An 18554-nucleotide genomic window follows, 5' to 3' on the forward strand; every position below is an offset into this window, starting at 1 on the left:
ACAGGACAAGGGATATCACAAAACTGGATAAGTCAAAATGTGCTTGTGGGAGGTCTATGGCACGAATGTCAAAACCAATAGGAAGAAGTGACGATATGATTATAATAAGAGGTGTAAATGTTTTTCCAACACAGATAGAAGAAGCATTGTTTAATATTGAAGGCGTTATGAGCGCATACCAAATAGTTTTAGAAAAAGAAGAAGCTTTGGATAAAGCTACTTTACTTGTAGAAGTAAATGAAAATATCTTTTTTGATGAAATGAAACAGCAAAGACTTATGCTCGAAAAAATAAAATATGAACTTAAAACTATACTTGGCATAGAACTTGATGTAAAACTTGTAGAACCATACAGCCTAGAACGCAGCGAAGGAAAAGCAAAACGTATTATTGACAAAAGAGGTATATAAAGTTATGAAAACACTATGGGCCCCCTGGAGAATGGCTTATATTTTAAGTGAAAAAAAACAGGGAATTTGCGTTTTTTGCGATGCTTTAAACCAACAAAAAGATGAAAATAATTATATATTATACAGAAGCAAACATTGTTTTGTTATTATGAATATATTTCCATACAATCCCGGACATATAATGGTAATTCCAAATAGACACATAAACCACATCAAATTATTAACCAACGACGAAAGTATTGATGTTTTTAAAACTGTTCAAAAATTTTGTGATATTCTCGAAAAAGCATTTAAACCAAATGGTTTAAATATAGGAATGAATTTAGGTAGCGCATCAGGAGCTGGTATAGCAGATCATATACATTTTCATATAGTGCCACGATGGATTGGAGATACAAATTTTATGAGCACAGTTTGCGATACAAAGGTAATATCTGAAGGTTTACGTGCTACATATAACAAAATTAAGGAGTTTATTTGAAATTACTCAAAAACTTGAGTTTTCTGGTTATCAGTGCTTTTGCTTTTATAATTAGCTATTATAATCAGCAAATTGAAGTTAATTTGAATATACTTGGTTTTATAATACAATGTCCTATATGGCTTGTAATAGGTGTATTTTTTTTATTAGGGTTGATTGCAAGTCAAATTGTGTGTCTTATTGATGACATAGATTACACCAAAAAAATAAAAGAATACAAAAAAGAAATAAAACAACTAAAAGACGAAGTTATTGCACTAAGAAAACTTACGCTAAATAAAGATGAGTAATTTTTTTAAATTTAATGATATATTACTGATAAGCGCTGCAATAATGCTAATAATAGTTATATACTACATAGTAAAAGAACAGAAAAGAAAAATTGAAAAAAAGAAGATTACCGCTTATTTAAAAGGCATAAACTACATAATTGAAGATAAAACAGACAAAGCAATAGAAGAGCTCACAAGTGCAATAGAGCTTGAACCAGATATTGTGGATGTATATATTAGTATTGGCAATCTTTTTAGAAAAAAAGGAGAAATCAATAGGGCTTTAATTATCCATAAAGGTTTACTTGCAAGAAAATTAGATAGAGAAAAAAAAATTGAAGTTTATATAAATATAGGTATAGATTATAAAAAAGCAGGACTCTACGATAGAGCGAAAGAAACATTCAAAAATGCTTTGTCTTTAGATCCAAAAAATAATACATTAAAAAAGTACTTAGAAGAGGTGTATGAGGATTCAAAAGATTGGGAAAGCGCGCTTGTATGGCAAAAAAGATTTGGTGAAGATAAAAAAATCACGGCACATATTTACTGTGAGCTTGGCAAAAAAGCTTTAAGAGAATCAAATAATTACAATATAGCTTATGATTATTTTAAAAAGGCATTCGTTGAAGATAAAAATTGTTTTGATGCTTTGCTTAATTTAGGTAAAATATCTTATGCGAATCAAGACAAAAAAAAGGCTTTTCAATATTGGTATGATGCAATAAAAGTAAAAAATGAGTTTTTAAATCTCATTTTAGATAATATAAAAGATAAGTATGATCTTTATGAATTTTTAAAAAGTGTGCTTATTTACAACCCAAAATCTTATTACATACTTTTTTTTAGCGCAATGTACCTTTTAAAGCTTGAAAAATATAAAAAAGCTCTATCTGTTTTAAATATGATTTTAAAATCCAATAACTATACACAAAGCGCTATTGTTTTGGCTGTTAAGTGTCTTTCAAGTCAATCTGATAATAAAAAACTCCAGATACTTGCATCAAAATTACAGATTAATATAAAATACACTTGTAAATCATGTGGTTACTCAACACATTTATTTTTCTGGAAATGCCCAAAATGTAGAGATTGGGACAGTGCAAAAGTGGAGCTGTAGATGTTTTACGCTTTAGAAGGGAAAATTACTGATAAAAAAAATGGTTTTGTCGTAATGAACATAGCTGGTATACATTTTAGCATAACAGTAAGCTTGATCACCTACTTTAATCTTGAGCTTGGAAAAAAGGTAAAGTTATTTGTGGAGTTAATCGCAAGTGAAACTGGTTTTAGGTTGTATGGTTTTTTAAACGAAGAAGAAAAATATTTATTCAATGAACTTAGAAAAATATCAAAAATTGGTGCAAAAACAGCTATATCTATATTATCAAAATTTTCACCACAAGAATTTAAACACATTATTGCAGGTAAAAAAGTAGAGCAACTTATAAGCGTACCGGGTATTGGTAAAAAAACAGCCAGTGCAATTATATTTGAATTATCAGACAAAGTACTTGAAACAGATGAAAAGCTTATTGAATTGTTGGATGTTTTAACAAATAGTTTAGGTTTTTCAAAAGATCAGGTTTTGCCTGTATTAGATAAAATATACAGACAAAATCCGAATTTAGATACAGCTGAGCTCATCAAAATTTGTCTTAAAAATTTACGGCAATGAAACCCTTAAGTGTTTTTGAACTAACAAAACAAATCAAAGATTTGCTTGAGTGGAATTTTAACGAAGTATTTGTAGAAGGCGAAATATCAAACTTGAAAATTTCAAGCGCTCAACATGTGTACTTTAATTTAGTTGACCAAAAAGCCAGATTAATGTGTGTCATCTTTAAATCAAATATTGATGAAAATGTTAAAAAACAGCTGGTAAATGGTCAAAAAGTTATAGCACTTGGAAGAATCAGCCTATATGAGCCTCATGGACAATACCATTTAGTAATTTCTTATATTCAAAGCATTGGTGATGGTCTAAAGTACAAAAAACTTGAAGAAGACAAAAAATTCTTACTTGAAAAAGGCTATCTTGAAAACAAAAAACCGCTACCATTTTTTCCTAAAAAAGTAATTATAATAACAAGTCTTCAAGCTGCTGCGCTAAAGGATATCTTAAACATACTAAAAAGACGCAGCCCTGGACTCGAAATACTGATATATCCTGCAACAGTACAGGGTGAAAATGCAAAAAAAGAAATACTAAAAGCAATTGAGTTTGTCAATGAAAATTATGCCAAACTATCTCTTGATGTATGTATTCTAACACGTGGCGGCGGTTCTGTTGATGAGTTGTGGATATTTAACGATCTGGATATTGCAATTGCATTTAAAAACTGTAAAATCCCTACCATAAGCGCGATTGGCCATCAAATAGATCAAACATTATGCGATCTTGTGGCAGACAAAATTGCAGAAACTCCATCTGCAGCAGCAGAAATCTTAACAAAAGCTTACGCAGATCTTTATAAGTCTATATTAATGCTAAAAAAAACTATTTTTTCAAATTTTTACAGAATTCTGAACTCAAAAAAAGCAAATTTCTTTAATCTCAAACTTACAAAAATAATTAAATTAGTAGAAAATTATATAGAAGTTAATATGTTGAAAAATGATAATTTGAGTGCTTTACTGGAGCATAAAATACAAAACATTATTTTCGACAAAAGCAAAAAAGTTAAATCATTAGAAAATAGAATCAAGATTCAAAACCCAATAGCAAAGTTAAATGCACAAAAAATTACTCATTTAAAACTTCAAAATTTGATTGTTTCCAATATGTTGAGCATGCTTGAGAAAAAAAAACACTTACTTTTAAACTTAACTGATAAAATTACTGCATTAAGCCCAAAAAATGTTTTAAAAAGAGGGTTTTCAATAACATATACAAAAGACAATAAAATTATAAAAAGCGTGGATGACGTAAAAGAAAATGATTATTTATATACAATTTTATATAATGGCAAAATTGAGTCGGTTGTTTTAAAAAAACAAAATTAGTGTACACCAAAATATACACTAAAAATCAGTATCAATAAAACCAAAAAAGAAAAAAAACTAAAACGCAAATCACCTTCTATAAAATATCCAATTGCCAAAAACAAAACTCTCACAACTGGAGTTAACATTAAAATTACAATCCCTGCATATAATGTAGAATTGGGGTCAAGCGCAAATAATCCTTTAAATATACCCAAAAAACTTCTATCAAACATGCTACTTTTTTTAAAAAAATTTTCGATTATTGCAACACAAAACAAAAACATGCTTGAGTAAACACCAACTGCAAGCGTTTTTGCAATAAACTTATTTAAATCAAAATTCATTTTACACCTTTTATAAACATCTCAATTGCCAGATATATCAAAAATATTATAAAAATGTTCTTTACCCTTGACGGTGGAACTTTTTTAATTATTGGCATAGAAAGTTTTGAACCCATTATCACACCAAGAACAATCAAAGCTACATAAAGCGGTTTTTCTATGTATCCTTTTCCAAAATATATAAAAGAGCCAGCAGCAGCTGTAACACCAATCATAAAGTTACTTGTTGCAGCAGCTACTTTTATAGGTACTTTACAAAATGCATTCATGGCAGGTACTTTTAATACGCCACCACCAATGCCCAACATACCAGAAAAAGCTCCTGCAAAAGCACTTATAGCTAATCCTGCACCTAAATTTTTAACATCATACTCTATATTTTTATTTAGAGCATAATCAAAATAATTGCTTGCATAAACACTTTTTGCTTGAGTTACAGATGTGCTTTGTTCATTTTCTTTGTGAAAATACATGAAATAAGCTATAAATGCCATAACAAATGAAAAAATTAAGGCAATAACATTTCCTTTTAAAAAAGTTCCAATAAAGCTGCCTGCAATAGCGCCAAGCGTTGTAGCTAGCTCCAATGTTATTCCAAGTCTCATATTTGTTATTTTATTATAAACGTTTACACTTGCAACAGAACTACTTGTTGCGATTATAGAAATAAGACTTATTGCTACAGCCTGATGTATGGGATAATGCAAAAAAATAACAAGAAGGGGAACAACAAATGTTCCCCCGCCAATTCCAAGCAATGCACCAAAAATACCGCTTAGTATGCCCATTAAAATAAGAGCTATTTCAAACATAAAGTTTTTTCCTATACACTATTTTAGCAATAAAATAGGAAAAAAAAGCAAGCAACAACCCACAAACATCATCTATAAAGTAATGATATCTAAGAGCAAGAGTTGAAACAATTAATACAATAACTATTAACAATACAGCATAGCCAACACTTTTTTTAATATCAAATATTAGCATATCTGTCAAAACAGATATTGCCACATGTCCGCTTGGAAAACAATCCTGTTTAATATGTTCAAATCTATCCAAAAACGTGGATATAAGATTGTATACAACTCCTCCCTGTATAGGCTGACTAAATACAATAGAGTATCTGGGTCCAATTGCAGGTACAAGCATATAGCCAATATAAGAAATATAGTAAGCCAAAGAAAGAGCAAATAAAGAATACTCAAGTTTTAAAAAATATTTTTTCTTATATAAAAAATACAACAAAATGAGTGGCAAAAAATAGTAAAAAGTATAAAAAATAGAAAAAATATCATTAAATATTGGTTTGTTAAATACGTAAAAATATTCTGCAATAGGTTTTGAAAAAAAAATTTTATCAATGCCAATCAGATAATTATCTTTGTTTCTTGGTTGTATAAAAGGCACAATCAATGCAAGTGATTCAAATATAAACCCTAAAAAAACTACAGGGTAAAAATACCTGAATATGGATAAAAAATAACCTTTATATGGCTTTAATAAAACAAAAACAACAATAATCATAATAAAAATATATGAAAAAATTAAAAATAGATACGATGGTATTTGAGATCTAAAAATAAATACCAGACAAATTATAAAAAAATAATAGGTTAAATTTACAATATCAAACGGTTTTAAATCAAAACTTTCACGCATTTTTTGCTAGCCTTTATTCTTGCTGGAGAAAAACCAGCAAAATCGCCATCCACCTGTATTGGTATATCAAAACTATCGATAAAAATTTCATCAGCAAAAAAACATTCGTGCAAATTTGAATTAATACCAAAATACAAAAACATTGCAGATTTTGCTATATTCAATAGGCTTTTTTTTGTGTGAAATAAACAAACATACAAATTTTTTTCAAAGCAATTTGCTTTTTTGAAAATGGAAAAATCACCTCCATATTTTTTAGCATTGGCTGCTATTACACTGTAGCATAGCTTTTCCCCAAAAGGTGTTTTAACGCTTATTAGCCTATCAAATGACTTTACACTTTTAATACCGCTGAGAAAATAAGAAAGTTTTCCTGAATATTCTTTAAGGGAATGGTTTACATCAAGTACAGCAGCAGCATCTATACCAACACCTGCCATTAATATAAAATACCTATTATTTAACTCTCCCAAATGAACATTAACATAATTTTGTTTTAAATAACGTTTTGCGCAATTTATAGCATTTCTTTGCAAGCCAAGCTCAAGCGCAAATACATCGGAAGTTCCGCAAGGCAATACACCAAGCTTAACATCTGTATCTACAATCCCATTTACAACTTCATTTAACGTACCATCGCCACCATAAGAACACACAATTTTATATGATGATTTAATTTGTTTTGCTATCTCTAAACCATCCATTGGTCTTTTTGTGTAAAAAATATCCACTTTTTTAAACGAATCATTAAATATCTGTTTTATCTGCATAAGCTTATTAATTGAAAATCTACGGGCTTTTGGGTTAGCAATTATTGCTATCATATATTTTCTAACTCCACTATCATATTATCCCATGCTGCAATAACATTTGTATTTGTTTTTTGAGATATTTCTTTTGCAACAAGATGAGGGTTTTCATTTAAAAAACCCATACCAAAATGTGTTAAAATCAATACTTTTGGTTTAAAAATTTCCAAAAAGTTATACATATCGCTTGCAGCTAAATGCATATACCCTGGCATCTGTTTTTTAAAAACTGTATTTACAATAACTACATCGGCTCTATAATCCATAGCTAATTGATCGCTATACAAAGTATCTGCAATATATGCAAATGAGTAATTGTCTGATTTAAATACTGCACCAAATGTTGGTGTAGTATGCAGATGTGTTAATTTTGTGGAAATTTTAAGATCACCAATAGTATAGTCTGTATATTCTTTTAAGTAAAGTATATTGAATTTGTCTCTATTGTACTGTAAAACTACAGGATCTTCGTCCAATGCTGCAGATGGTGCAAACAAATACCTGGTGCGTTTTCCAGATATTACCATTGATTCCATTATAGAATTAATATCTGCGCAGTGGTCTAGATGTCTGTGACTTAAAAAAATACCATCAATCTTGGACATGTTAATCTTATTTTTTAATGCTGAAACTAAAGCACCAGGTCCTGGGTCTATAACAAATATTTTACCGCCTAAGTGAAACCAGATTCCACCACTTTTGCGAATTTGGTAAAAAACACTGTATCTTCCGCCCGCTGTACCCAAAAAAATAATCTTATCTTTGCCGTCTTTAAAATTTCTATCTTTCAAAGTACGCATAAACACCATCAAAGTTAGTAATCTTACCTTCAATTAAGCCTTTTTTTTCTATTTTTGTCAAGACCTTAAAATATTGACTTGCAATAGCAAGATTGTACTCATTATTTTGAACAAAAGCACGCTTTTGCTGGACAACAATTTGTGTATTTTTATTGACAAATTGTTGCATTTTTTGTTTGAACTTAATATTTATGAGTTCTTTTAGTTTATTTGATCTTTCTTTTAAAGTATTATTATCTATATAATTTGAAACTTCTTTTGTAAAAGGTCTATGAGAATATGTAAAAATATGCGCAAACACAATATCATTATTCTCAATAAATTTATATGTAGTTAAAAAATCCTCATCAGTTTCTTCAAAACCAACAATTATATCTGTCCCTACAAATATATCTTTTTTTGAAGCATAATTTACAATTCTTTCAAAATCATAAGCAGTATAGTTTCTGCGTGCCAATCTAAGTATTCTATCACTTGCAAATTGGAGAGGTATATGCAAATGCTTTGCAAATTTTCCTTGAGCTATTATATCAATAAGCTCTTCATCAACATACATAGGCTCAATTGAGCTTAACCTGATTCTAAAATTATACTTTAGTGAATCGATTTTTTTAAGCAGCTCTTTTAAATTTTCATAAGACCCTATGTTTGTGCCTGTTAGTACTATCTCGCCAAATCCTTGCCTTGCAAAGTTCTCTATTTCTTTAATAACTAAAGAAGAATCTTTACATCTTTGAATACCTCTTAAATGAGCCACAACACAATAAGAGCAAAAATTATTACAGCCTTCCTGAATTTTTACAAATGGACGGCTTTTATTCCAGAAAGATACAATTTTGTCTATATTGTATGTTTTAGTTGATAAAGATGTATCTCTACTGCACTTGATAGCACTTAATATATCGTATTTGTACTTATTGCCTACAATATGTACATTGCTTGCATCAAAATAATCATTTTCGTTAATCAGATAACTATCGCAACCAGTGTAAATAATATGTGAGTTTGGGTTTTGCCTTTGAAGTTTTCTTAAAACATGCCTTGATTGATCCGAAGCAGACTTTGTAACTGCACATGAATTAATAACATAAATATCCGCTTTAGTTGACTTATCAACAACTTTATATTTATTAACAATAGACTCAATCATTAATTGCGTTTCATATTGATTTGTTTTACACCCAAAAGTATAAAAAGTTATGGTTTTCATCTAAAGCGTAAGTTTTGTTGATAAAATTTCACTTGAAGGTGTGCAGGCTACTTTTAAGCTATGGGCAACTGATTTAAATGCAGCTTCAATAATATGGTGTTTATTGTAACCAGCAAGTTGCTTTATATGCAAAACAATGCGAGCATTGTTTACAAATGCTCTCCAAAATTCTTCAATGAGTTCTACATCAAAATTTAATATGGTTCCACTTATCTGGCAATCATACATTAAATAAACCCTGTTTGCTAAATCAACACTTGACAATACCAAAGCATCATCCATGGGTATGATACTAAAGCCAAATCGCTCAAAATTGGCTTTCCTTGTTTCCTCAAAAAAAGCCTGACCTAAAACTATACCTACATCTTCTACTAAATGATGGTAATCAACATCAATATCACCGCTTGCATTCACATTTAAATCAAAATTGCTATGTCTTGATAATGTTTCTAGCATGTGATTAAAAAAACCAATCCCTGTATCAATTGTATATTTAGCAGAACCATGAATATTTAGCTCTATTTTTATATTAGTTTCTTTTGTTTTTCTTTCAATTTTTGTCATCTAACTAACCCTTTTTACAATAAATTCAGCTAATTCAATTAATCTTTCATGACCTTGGATATTTTTTACAGCATCAATCGCCAAACCTTTCAGTTTATTTGCCAAATCTAAACTCTTTTGTATACCATAAACTTTTGGATACGTAAGTGTATTATTGTCAATATCCTTTTTATCTTTACCCAAGACTTTTTTATCAGACACTATATCTAAATAGTCGTCTATAATCTGGTAAGACATACCCAAATATAAACCAAATTTTGAAAAAGGGCGTTCATCTTGATCTGAAAGAATTGCTCCAATCTCACAGCACGCTTGCAAAAACCTCGCGGTTTTATTTTTATGTATAAAGTTAACAAGCCATTTTTGTGGTTTATTCAATCTGTTTTTACTTGAAAGGATATCTGCCGCCTGACCTAAAACCATGCCATAAATGCCTGTTTTTTCAGATAATGTTTTTACTATCTTAACAATTTTCTCGGGTGATATGTTTGTGTTTGAAATCATATAAAATGCATTTGTATTCAAGCCATCACCAGCCAAAATAGCCAGATCTTCACCAAAAACTATATGATTTACCGGAAGGTTTCTCCTAAGCAGGGCATTGTCCATCGCGGGCAAATCATCATGTATAAGTGAATATGCGTGCATCATTTCAAGACCCATAGCAATTTTATAATCATCTTCACTAACTTGTCTTTTTAGCTCTATTATAGTTAAAACTAAAATAGCTCTAAGTCTCTTTCCACCATTTACAAGACTATAACATAAAGCTCCTCTAAAATTATCTATATGTAATTTTTGATCATTACAAAACTGATTTAATTTTAAATCAATTATTTGTCTGTAATTCATTCTAAGTTTTCCATTTCAATTTCGCTATCTTTCATAATGACTTTAACTTTATTTTCTGCCTTTTGAAGTATCAAAGAACAGAACTTCGACAACTCCATTCCTTCTTCAAAGTATTTTAAAGCATCTTCCAAATTTAAATTTTCTTGTTCAAGCTTTTGTGCTATTTCTTCAAGGCGTTTTAGAGCCTGTTCAAAACTAAGTTCTTGATTCATCTATCCTGCTCTTTTGTACTTATATCTTTTAAAAACGATGCATTTTCTACATACCAATCGCACAATCTTTTTATTCCTTCTTCAATAGTTACTTTTGGTTTAAAACCAAGTAATGAATTAATTTTTGAAAAATCAGCACGTGTGGCTAAAACATCTGCTTTGTGAAACTCTTTGTGTACAATTTTTGCCTTTTTACCTAAATTTTGTTCAATGAGACTTATTATGTAGTTAAGAGAATAAGAAGTATTTGCTCCTACATTGAAAGCCTCACACCCAACTTTTTTTAGTCCTTTAATTGTAGCATCCACTGCGTCATCAATATATGTAAAATCTCTTGACTGACTACCATCTCCAAAAATAACGACCGGTTCTTCTTCGTATATCCATTTTATAAATCTAAATATACTCATATCCGGTCTGCCGTATGGACCATACACTGTAAAGTATCTTAGCATCGTAACATCTATACCGTATAGCTGGTAGTAGGAATAAGCTATTGCTTCCATTGCTTTTTTGCTTGCAGCGTATACTGACAATGGTTTGTTTACGGGATAATCTTCTCTAAACGGTAAAGGTTCACCTGCATAAAGCGAAGAAGTAGAAGCAAGTACAACTTTTTCAACGCCAAAATGCTTTGCAAGCTCAAATAAATTTAGCGCTCCAAGCGTATTTGTAGATAAATAAACAAAGGGATTTTGCATCGAATACCTAACGCCAGCACGGGCAGCTAAATTAATTATACTATCAAACCTGTGTAATTGAAATATAAGCTTTAGCGTATCAAAGTTTTCAACATCTGCTTCATAAAATATGAAATTTTTATAACCTTTTAGTATAGATAGTCTTTTTTGTTTCATTTTAACATCGTAGTATCGATTTAGATTATCTATGCCTACACATGTATTTCCCTGTTCAAGTAAGGTAAGTGTTGTAGAAAATCCTATAAAGCCTGCACATCCTGGTATAAAAATCACTTTCTAAAGCCTCCATAAATAGACTGTGTCTGGTAAGTCTTTTTTGTCAACCACGCTTTTTACATCAATCAAGCACGATTTGTCTTTTAGACATTTAAGCCAAATCTTTTCTTTTAAAAACTCTTCATGTTTTACAGCTAGCACCACGCAATCATAGCGCTTTAGTTCACTTTTATCTATAAGTGCTACATTGCCATAGTGTGATATTACTTCTTCTTTTATAACATATGGGTCATAAACTTCAACATTCATATTGAAGCTTCTAAGCTCTGTGTATATATCAAATACCAGGCTGTTTCTTGTATCTTTTATGTTTTCTTTAAATGTAAAGCCAAGTATCAGACAATTATGGCCTAAGTTTTTTTGCATAATAAGCTTTACTGACTCTTGAGCAATATAACAACCCATAGAATCGTTGAGCCTTCTTCCAGCCAGTATAACCTGAGGCAAATACCCCAATTCCTGAGCTTTGTATGTTAAATAATACGGATCAACACTTATGCAATGTCCACCAACAAGACCTGGCTCAAATTTTAAAAAATTCCATTTAGTGGCAGCTGCATCAAGGACCTCTTTTGTGTCAAGCCCCATCCTGTGAAAAATTAAGCTTAATTCATTCATCAAAGCTATATTCAAATCTCTTTGTGTATTTTCAATAACTTTTGCTGCTTCTGCTGTTTTTATATTTGGGGCTTTGTATATATTTGTAATCTTACCATATATTTTTGATAAAATTTCCAAACTTTCTTCATTTGAAGCAGATATAACTTTTGTTATATTTTCAAGTGTATGGACCCTATCGCCTGGATTTATACGCTCTGGCGAGTAACCTACAAAAAAATCACTGAGGTAAGTTAAACCTGAAGCTTTCTGCAGTATTGGAACACATACATCTTCCGTTACACCAGGATATACTGTAGATTCGTATACAACAATTGTACCTTTTGACAAATTTTTACCCACAATATAGCTTGCGCTTTCAACAAGGCTTAAATCTGGCAATTTGCTTTTTAAAATAGGTGTTGGGACTGTAACAATAATAACACTTGACTCTTTTAAAAAAGACGCGTCATTTGTGTAAAAAATATTTGGTGATTTTATAGAACTGCTATCGGTTTCACCTGTTATATCAAAGCCTTCATTAAGTTCTTCTATGCGTTTTTTACTTATATCAAAGCCAATAACACTAAAATATCTAGCAAGGCTTACTGCCAGAGGCAAACCAACATAACCAAGCCCTACAACTGCAATTTTTTTTTGTTTTTTTTCAAACTCCTCTATGGTCATTTACATTTTCACCACTAAAATAGGTTTCTTTGACATTCTTAAAACTTTTTCCGTAGTTGATCCAAATACAAATCGCTCAAGAGCACTTTTACCTTGCGCACCCATAACTATTAAATCTATGTCATTAGTTGATGCAAACTCAACAATCTTTTTTGGTGCATCCCCAACTTCAATATGCATATCAAAATTATCAAAATCTTTCAAAATCTTATTTTTCACATGCTCAAAGTAGTTTTCTGCTTCCTGCCTCATTGAAGCTTCAATCTTATCAAGTGGCAGTGATGGTACGTAACCAAGTGCAGCTTGTAAATCAGTTATTACGTAATAAATGTGCAATTTTGCACCATAGGCTTTTGCCAAACTAAGTGCATACTCAATAGCTTTTTGAGCATTCTCGCTCAAATCTGTAGGAACAAGTATATTTTTTGGACTAAAAGTTTGCATAAAAGGCCTCCCTTATAAGTATTTTTCGATCAAAATCTGAGCTATCTGCACAGCATTATAAGCTGCACCTTTTAGTAAATTATCTGCTACTACCCAAAGATTAAGCCCATTTTCAATTGACTCATCCTTCCTTATGCGTCCAACAAATGTCTCTCCTCTGCCGCTAACTTCTATAGGCGTTGGATAAATTAGGCTTTTTGGATCATCCATAAGTACGCAACCTGCAGCATTTTTTATTAGTTCTTTAACTTCATTTATATCAAAAGGCTTTTTGGTTTCAACATTAACAGATTCTGAGTGTCCCCTCAAAACAGGAACCCTAACACATGTTGCGGTAACTTTTATTGAATCATCGTGAAAAATCTTTTTAGTTTCATTTACCATTTTCATTTCTTCTTTTGTGTAATCATTGTCTAAAAATACATCTATATGTGGTAAACAATTAAAAGCTATTTTTTTTGGGAAAACCTTTGGCTTATATGAATCATACTTAAATTCAAAAAACGCTTTTGTTTCATCAATTAATTCTTCCATTGCCCTTCTTCCTGCACCGCTTGTTGCCTGGTATGTGGAAACGACAATCCTTTTAATGCCAAAATTATCATAGATAGGCTTTAGCGCTACAACCATCTGTATAGTAGAGCAGTTCGGATTAGCTATAATACCTTTGTTTTTATACATAGCAATATCTTCTGCATTTACTTCTGGCACAACAAGTGGTACATCTTTATCCATTCTAAAGTAACTTGTATTATCTACAACAACTGCGCCTGATTTTGCAGCAATAGGCGCATATTTTGCGCTAACACTACCTCCAGCACTGAAAAGAGCTATATCTATATCTTTAAACGATTCTTCGTTTAATACTTCTACTGGTATCTCCTGACCTTTGTAAGTAACATTTTTGCCAATTGAACGCTCTGAGGCAAGAGGCAAAAGTTTTTTTACAGGAAAATTGAAATCTTCCAGTGTTTTGATCATATCTTCGCCAACAGCTCCAGTTGCACCAACAACTGCTACATTGTAACTTTTCATTGCAAACCCCCAAAATTTGCGCGTATTTGTGGGTGATTATAGCATTATTATTGCAAAAATCAATTCAAATATTTGTTTTTTATATAATCAATAGCTTCTTGCTTGCTTGTGAATTCACCTTCAATTTGTTTTTCAAAGCAATCATTAAGAATTTTGCCAAAAATTTCTGAAGGTTTGAATCCTAAAGTAATCAAATCTTTACCTAACACAAGTGGTTTTATAAATTGTAAATCCCTTATATAAGAAACCAGGGCTTCTTTCACATAATTACTTTTGGTTATTGCAAAAGCAGCGATCTGCGCTTCGAGCATCATCGGTTTTAAAAAAAAATAAATCTCGCTTTTTTTTCTTCTTTTTGACAAAAATACATTTATCTGTATCATCTGGCTGTATATTTTTTCTATTTTGCTATCAACAATGCCTAAAATATTTGTTAAATTGAACTTTTTTCTAAAACAAAACTTTAATATTGAAAAATAAATAGCTTCTACTTTGAATTCTATAGGGCAAAAGAAAGTACACATTTTAACAAAATCTTTAGCTTCATTAATCAAATTAAAACAACTTTCGTCAATGTAAAATTCTTTGTGAAGATATTTAAAAATTTTATAATCGTTGATTTTTTTTAAAATTTCTACAGCTTTTTCTTCTTTTAATATCAAACTAAGCTCTAGAAATAATCTATTTTTTGAAACCGTATTCAAAACTCCAAGCTCAAGAGCATTCTTCATTAGTTTTTCTGTTTGCTGGCCCAATAAAAAATTAAACTTTTCTGCAAATCGCAAAGCTCTAAGCACCCTTGTTGGATCCTCTATAAAACTTAAATTATGTAAAATTCGTATCTTTTTGTCTTTGATGTCTTTTACTCCACCAAAATAATCTATAAGTTCACCAAAATTTTCATTTAAACTTATAGCAAGCGTATTTATAGTAAAATCTCTCCTGTATAAATCAAGTTTTAGCGAGCTTTCTTCAATGTGGGGCAAACCAGATGATACCTCATCGTAATATTCCTGTCTGGCAGTTGCAAAATCTATTTTTTCACTATTAACAATAACGCTTGCAGTTTTAAATTCGTTGTGGGCAATAAGTTTTCCACCTACAACTCTTGAAAACTCTTTAGCAAACTCTATAGCATTTCCCTCAATTACTATATCAATATCTTTAATGGGTATATCCATAATGAGATCTCTAACCATTCCACCAACAGCATATGCTTTCATTTTTAGATTGAGAGCAACTTCTGATATGATTTTAAAAAAATTATAAATTTTTTCATCCAATTTGTTTTTCAATTTTAAATCAACCTTTAGAACCTTGTGCATAAGTTTTTGTTCGGTTTGATTAATTAAATTCAATATATTTGTTCTTGTTAAAACACCCACCACCTCACTGTTTCTAAGCACCGGTATTATGCGTTGTTTTTCTTCAATTATTATTGTTTTTATTTTTGCTAACGGCGTATCTTCACTTACAGTATAAAAATCAGTTACCATAAACTTTTCAACAGGTTCATCTGCATAATTATGATAAATTGCTCTCTGAAGCGTTGGTCTTGAAATAATACCTACTAAATCTCCTTTATCTAAAACAACCAAAGAATTTATACCATATTTTGCCATTATCTCATTGCAGTAAGCAACGGTGTCAGTTTTTTCAACACATTTAGCAGGTGTACTCATAATATCTTTTGCTTTTGTTATATACAAAAAACTATCTCTTATAGCAAGTGTTGCTTCATCAAGTGTTTCAATAAGCGTTAAATCTTTTACTGTTGCACTTGCTGCCAAACTATGCCCGCCGCCATTAAATGTTTTTAAAATCCTTGCAACATCAACCTTATCGTTTACAGAACGACCGATTATAAAAATTCTAGACTGCATCCTGAATACACAAATAACTGCATCTGCTTTTTTCATATTTAAAAATGTATTTACTATGTTTGCTGCTTCTGCAACATATTCGCTATACTGCGCAAAACTTAATACAATGTTAATATTGTTGTACTCAAAAATACGCGCGTTGTGTATTAGTTCATTTAACAGATAAACCTGTGATTCTTCTATTGTTTCTTCCAATACGCTTGATACCACATCAAGCTTTGCCCCTTTTTCAAGCAAATATGCACATACTTCAAAATCATATACTGTTGTGGATGGGTATAGCAATTTTCCTGTGTCTTCATATATCCCAAGCATAAATAACGTTGCTTCTTCTGCGCTAAAATCTATATTGCGTTCTTTTAGCTTCATGACAACCTGTGTTGTGTTTGCGCCAGTTTTTTTGCAGTAAAACTCATGACAGTTTATATCGCCATCTGGATGGTGGTCAAAACATATAACTTTAACTTTATCAACTATTTTTGCAAATTCACCTATTCGTGACTTTTGACGTGTATCAACAACAATCAATGTATCAATACTTTCAAGGTCTACCTTTTGAAAGTCCGCATAAGCGTATATTGTTGACTGGATGAGAAAATTCTTTTTTGAGCGCTTGGGTAAATTTGGAAAAACAATTGTAGCGTCAGGATAAAGCAGTTTAGCTGCTATTGCACTTGCTATTGCATCAAAATCTGGTTCAATGTGACATGTTATTACCTTCATTTTATTCTTTGTAATAATCAGCTTCTTTAAAAGCTTTATTTAAAGCCTCATCACTAACAAAAGTATACCGTTGAGTTGTATTTAAACTTGAATGACCAAGTAACTCCTGAATGATTTTTATATTAGCGCCATTTTCAAGTAAATGTGTAGCATATAAATGTCTTAAACTGTGTGGGTGCAGATCAAAGCCTTTAGCTCTTGACTCTTGTTTTATTATTTTCCAGATTGCTGCTCTTGTAAATGGCCTGCCTTGCCTGCTTAGAAATAAATAATCCTTTGATTCGCTATTTAAATAATTGCTACGTGTATTTGCTATGTAATCTTTAATCTTTGAAAGAACATCCATTGACACAGGCAAAAGACGCATTTTAGAACCTTTTGTTACAACACGTATTAAACCTGCATCAAAGTAAATATCGCTTATTTTTAGATTGATAAGTTCGCTAACCCTTAAACCTGTAGCATAAAAAAAAAGCAAAATCAAACCGTTTCTTGTATCTGTAAAAAGTGTTTTTAAAGATTCGAAATCGATTGGTTTTTCTATTTTGAAGCTTGTTTTTATATTTTTTATATAGCCTAAATCAATATCAAGCGGATAATATTTGTTTATAAATGTTAAAAAAGCTCTCAGGCTTGATAGCTTTCTATTTAAAGAAGCTGGCTTGTATAATTTTTTTAAATTATTTATGTACTCAAACAAATTAATATTATCAAGTTGTCTATTTTTAAAATAGTCGCAAAATGGATTTAAATCACTCTCATATGATTCAACTGTTTTTATTGACAATCCTTTATTGGCGCTTAAAAATACGCAAAATTCAAACAAAAACTGTTTGAGATCCATATTAGTTAAAAACATCAAAATCGCTTGAAAAACATCCACCAAGCGATTTTGAAAAATCACTTTTATCTTTAGATTTAAACTTCAAAAAAAATTGTAAAATATACGGTAAAACAAGCACAATAAGTATGCCAATTAATAAAAACTTCATTATAAGCCCCTTTTAAAAATCAATAGTCAAAAAATTATCCAATTCTTTCAAATAATTCTCAAACAAAGGTAGTAGTTTATCAAATGTAGGCCTTTTTGGCATAAAAAATAGCTTTTTTGTATTCTCCAAGCTTATTGAAAAATAATTTTCAAAATCTTCAAAAATATTTTGCGATTGTTTTATGTTCAAAAGGTAAAGTATATACTTTGAAATCAAATAAAAATTATATAAAGACCTGTATGCAATATCTTCTACAGTCTTTCTCTCAAGTGTAAGTTCTAAAAAACTCGAGCGAACTGCTAACATTTTACTTGCTATTTCTCTTTTTATTTGATTCCTTAATGCTTGTGATTCTATATCAATATTTTGGACAGGGTTTTTACCATACAAAACCTTGATATTTTCTTTCAATTCCAGGATTTCCATACAAAAATAGTCTTTGTTTTGTTCTAAAAAGTCAACTTCAAAAAGCAGCGGAGAAATATAAAGTTTTTTAAATTTTTTTAAATGTTGCTTTAGTAATTTTATATCATCTAAAGATACCCTATTAAGTACTACCAAAATGCCATTATGTGAAATACTTGCACTTATTCCTAAGTTGTGAAGGCAAACAGA

At 30.6% G+C, this 18554-nt stretch carries 23 protein-coding genes; 6 read left to right on the forward strand and 17 right to left on the reverse strand.

The features are described from left to right. From Q0C22_RS09540 to xseA, 6 genes are all read left to right on the forward strand, one after another. Positions 1-410: phenylacetate--CoA ligase family protein (locus Q0C22_RS09540; protein WP_367172144.1), on the forward strand; the 410-nt coding region annotated here is incomplete at its 5' end. Between the two features lie 4 nt (positions 411-414). Continuing rightward, on the forward strand, positions 415-891 hold the full coding sequence (locus tag Q0C22_RS09545) for an HIT domain-containing protein (protein ID WP_291494167.1): 477 nt from the start codon (positions 415-417) through the stop codon (positions 889-891). Further along, on the forward strand, positions 888-1181 hold the full coding sequence (locus Q0C22_RS09550) for a lipopolysaccharide assembly protein LapA domain-containing protein (protein ID WP_291494170.1): 294 nt from the start codon (positions 888-890) through the stop codon (positions 1179-1181). Before Q0C22_RS09545 ends, Q0C22_RS09550 begins: the two co-directional genes overlap by 4 nt. After that, a complete protein-coding gene (locus tag Q0C22_RS09555; protein ID WP_291494172.1) occupies positions 1174-2283 on the forward strand; it encodes a tetratricopeptide repeat protein in 1110 nt (369 codons plus the stop codon). Before Q0C22_RS09550 ends, Q0C22_RS09555 begins: the two co-directional genes overlap by 8 nt. After that, a complete protein-coding gene (gene ruvA / locus Q0C22_RS09560) occupies positions 2284-2841 on the forward strand; it encodes a Holliday junction branch migration protein RuvA (RefSeq protein WP_291494173.1) in 558 nt (185 codons plus the stop codon). Further along, positions 2838-4169, forward strand: coding sequence for an exodeoxyribonuclease VII large subunit (gene xseA / locus Q0C22_RS09565; protein WP_291494175.1), 1332 nt, complete (start codon positions 2838-2840; stop codon positions 4167-4169). Before ruvA ends, xseA begins: the two co-directional genes overlap by 4 nt. On the opposite strand, the gene Q0C22_RS09570 is transcribed toward xseA, so the two are convergent. The 17 genes from Q0C22_RS09570 to Q0C22_RS09650 all read right to left on the reverse strand — a co-directional run. Next, entirely contained in the window at positions 4166-4495 is a 330-nt protein-coding gene (locus Q0C22_RS09570) for a DUF1634 domain-containing protein (RefSeq protein ID WP_291494177.1), read from the reverse strand. The two genes, xseA and Q0C22_RS09570, sit on opposite strands and share 4 nt — an antisense overlap. After that, a complete protein-coding gene (locus Q0C22_RS09575; RefSeq protein WP_291494179.1) occupies positions 4492-5307 on the reverse strand; it encodes a sulfite exporter TauE/SafE family protein in 816 nt (271 codons plus the stop codon). Before Q0C22_RS09575 ends, Q0C22_RS09570 begins: the two co-directional genes overlap by 4 nt. Then, on the reverse strand, positions 5300-6154 hold the full coding sequence (locus Q0C22_RS09580; protein WP_291494181.1) for a phosphatase PAP2 family protein: 855 nt from the start codon (positions 6152-6154) through the stop codon (positions 5300-5302). Before Q0C22_RS09580 ends, Q0C22_RS09575 begins: the two co-directional genes overlap by 8 nt. Then, entirely contained in the window at positions 6133-6978 is an 846-nt protein-coding gene (locus Q0C22_RS09585; RefSeq protein WP_291494182.1) for a diacylglycerol kinase family protein, read from the reverse strand. The genes Q0C22_RS09580 and Q0C22_RS09585 overlap by 22 nt, the downstream gene beginning before the upstream one ends. Beyond that, complete coding sequence (locus tag Q0C22_RS09590) at positions 6975-7763, reverse strand: MBL fold metallo-hydrolase (protein WP_291494184.1); 789 nt, start codon at positions 7761-7763, stop codon at positions 6975-6977. The genes Q0C22_RS09585 and Q0C22_RS09590 overlap by 4 nt, the downstream gene beginning before the upstream one ends. Further along, on the reverse strand, positions 7744-8973 hold the full coding sequence (locus Q0C22_RS09595; RefSeq protein WP_291494186.1) for a MiaB/RimO family radical SAM methylthiotransferase: 1230 nt from the start codon (positions 8971-8973) through the stop codon (positions 7744-7746). The genes Q0C22_RS09590 and Q0C22_RS09595 overlap by 20 nt, the downstream gene beginning before the upstream one ends. Further along, positions 8974-9537: an imidazoleglycerol-phosphate dehydratase HisB gene (gene hisB, locus Q0C22_RS09600; protein ID WP_291494188.1), complete on the reverse strand. Its 564-nt coding sequence runs from the start codon at positions 9535-9537 to the stop codon at positions 8974-8976. Continuing rightward, the gene (locus Q0C22_RS09605; RefSeq protein WP_291494190.1) at positions 9538-10389 is read right to left on the reverse strand and encodes a polyprenyl synthetase family protein; all 852 of its coding nucleotides are present in this window, start codon (positions 10387-10389) and stop codon (positions 9538-9540) included. Further along, complete coding sequence (xseB, locus tag Q0C22_RS09610; protein WP_291494192.1) at positions 10386-10601, reverse strand: exodeoxyribonuclease VII small subunit; 216 nt, start codon at positions 10599-10601, stop codon at positions 10386-10388. The genes Q0C22_RS09605 and xseB overlap by 4 nt, the downstream gene beginning before the upstream one ends. After that, positions 10598-11575, reverse strand: coding sequence for a GDP-mannose 4,6-dehydratase (locus Q0C22_RS09615; protein ID WP_291494194.1), 978 nt, complete (start codon positions 11573-11575; stop codon positions 10598-10600). Before Q0C22_RS09615 ends, xseB begins: the two co-directional genes overlap by 4 nt. Positions 11576-11578: 3 nt before the next feature. Next, complete coding sequence (locus tag Q0C22_RS09620; protein ID WP_291494196.1) at positions 11579-12862, reverse strand: nucleotide sugar dehydrogenase; 1284 nt, start codon at positions 12860-12862, stop codon at positions 11579-11581. Beyond that, positions 12863-13306 carry a universal stress protein gene (locus Q0C22_RS09625; RefSeq protein WP_291494198.1) on the reverse strand — a complete coding sequence of 148 codons (444 nt, stop codon included), beginning with the start codon at positions 13304-13306 and terminating at the stop codon, positions 12863-12865. It lies immediately after the preceding gene. A 12-nt stretch (positions 13307-13318) separates the two neighbouring features. After that, positions 13319-14341 carry an aspartate-semialdehyde dehydrogenase gene (locus tag Q0C22_RS09630; protein WP_291494200.1) on the reverse strand — a complete coding sequence of 341 codons (1023 nt, stop codon included), beginning with the start codon at positions 14339-14341 and terminating at the stop codon, positions 13319-13321. Positions 14342-14400: 59 nt separating this feature from the next. Next, on the reverse strand, positions 14401-16947 hold the full coding sequence (locus tag Q0C22_RS09635; RefSeq protein ID WP_291494202.1) for a CBS domain-containing protein: 2547 nt from the start codon (positions 16945-16947) through the stop codon (positions 14401-14403). 1 nt (position 16948) lies between these two features. Continuing rightward, positions 16949-17830, reverse strand: coding sequence for a tyrosine-type recombinase/integrase (locus Q0C22_RS09640; RefSeq protein WP_291494204.1), 882 nt, complete (start codon positions 17828-17830; stop codon positions 16949-16951). After that, positions 17793-17939 (reverse strand): hypothetical protein, encoded by a 147-nt coding sequence (locus tag Q0C22_RS09645; RefSeq protein ID WP_291494206.1) that lies wholly within the window; start codon positions 17937-17939, stop codon positions 17793-17795. Before Q0C22_RS09645 ends, Q0C22_RS09640 begins: the two co-directional genes overlap by 38 nt. A 12-nt stretch (positions 17940-17951) precedes the next feature. After that, a partial coding sequence (locus tag Q0C22_RS09650) for a hypothetical protein (RefSeq protein ID WP_291494208.1) occupies positions 17952-18554 on the reverse strand: 603 nt, incomplete at its 5' end.

The sequence above is a fragment of the Desulfurella sp. genome, assembly GCF_023256235.1.
In the GTDB taxonomy this organism is placed as follows: domain Bacteria; phylum Campylobacterota_A; class Desulfurellia; order Desulfurellales; family Desulfurellaceae; genus Desulfurella.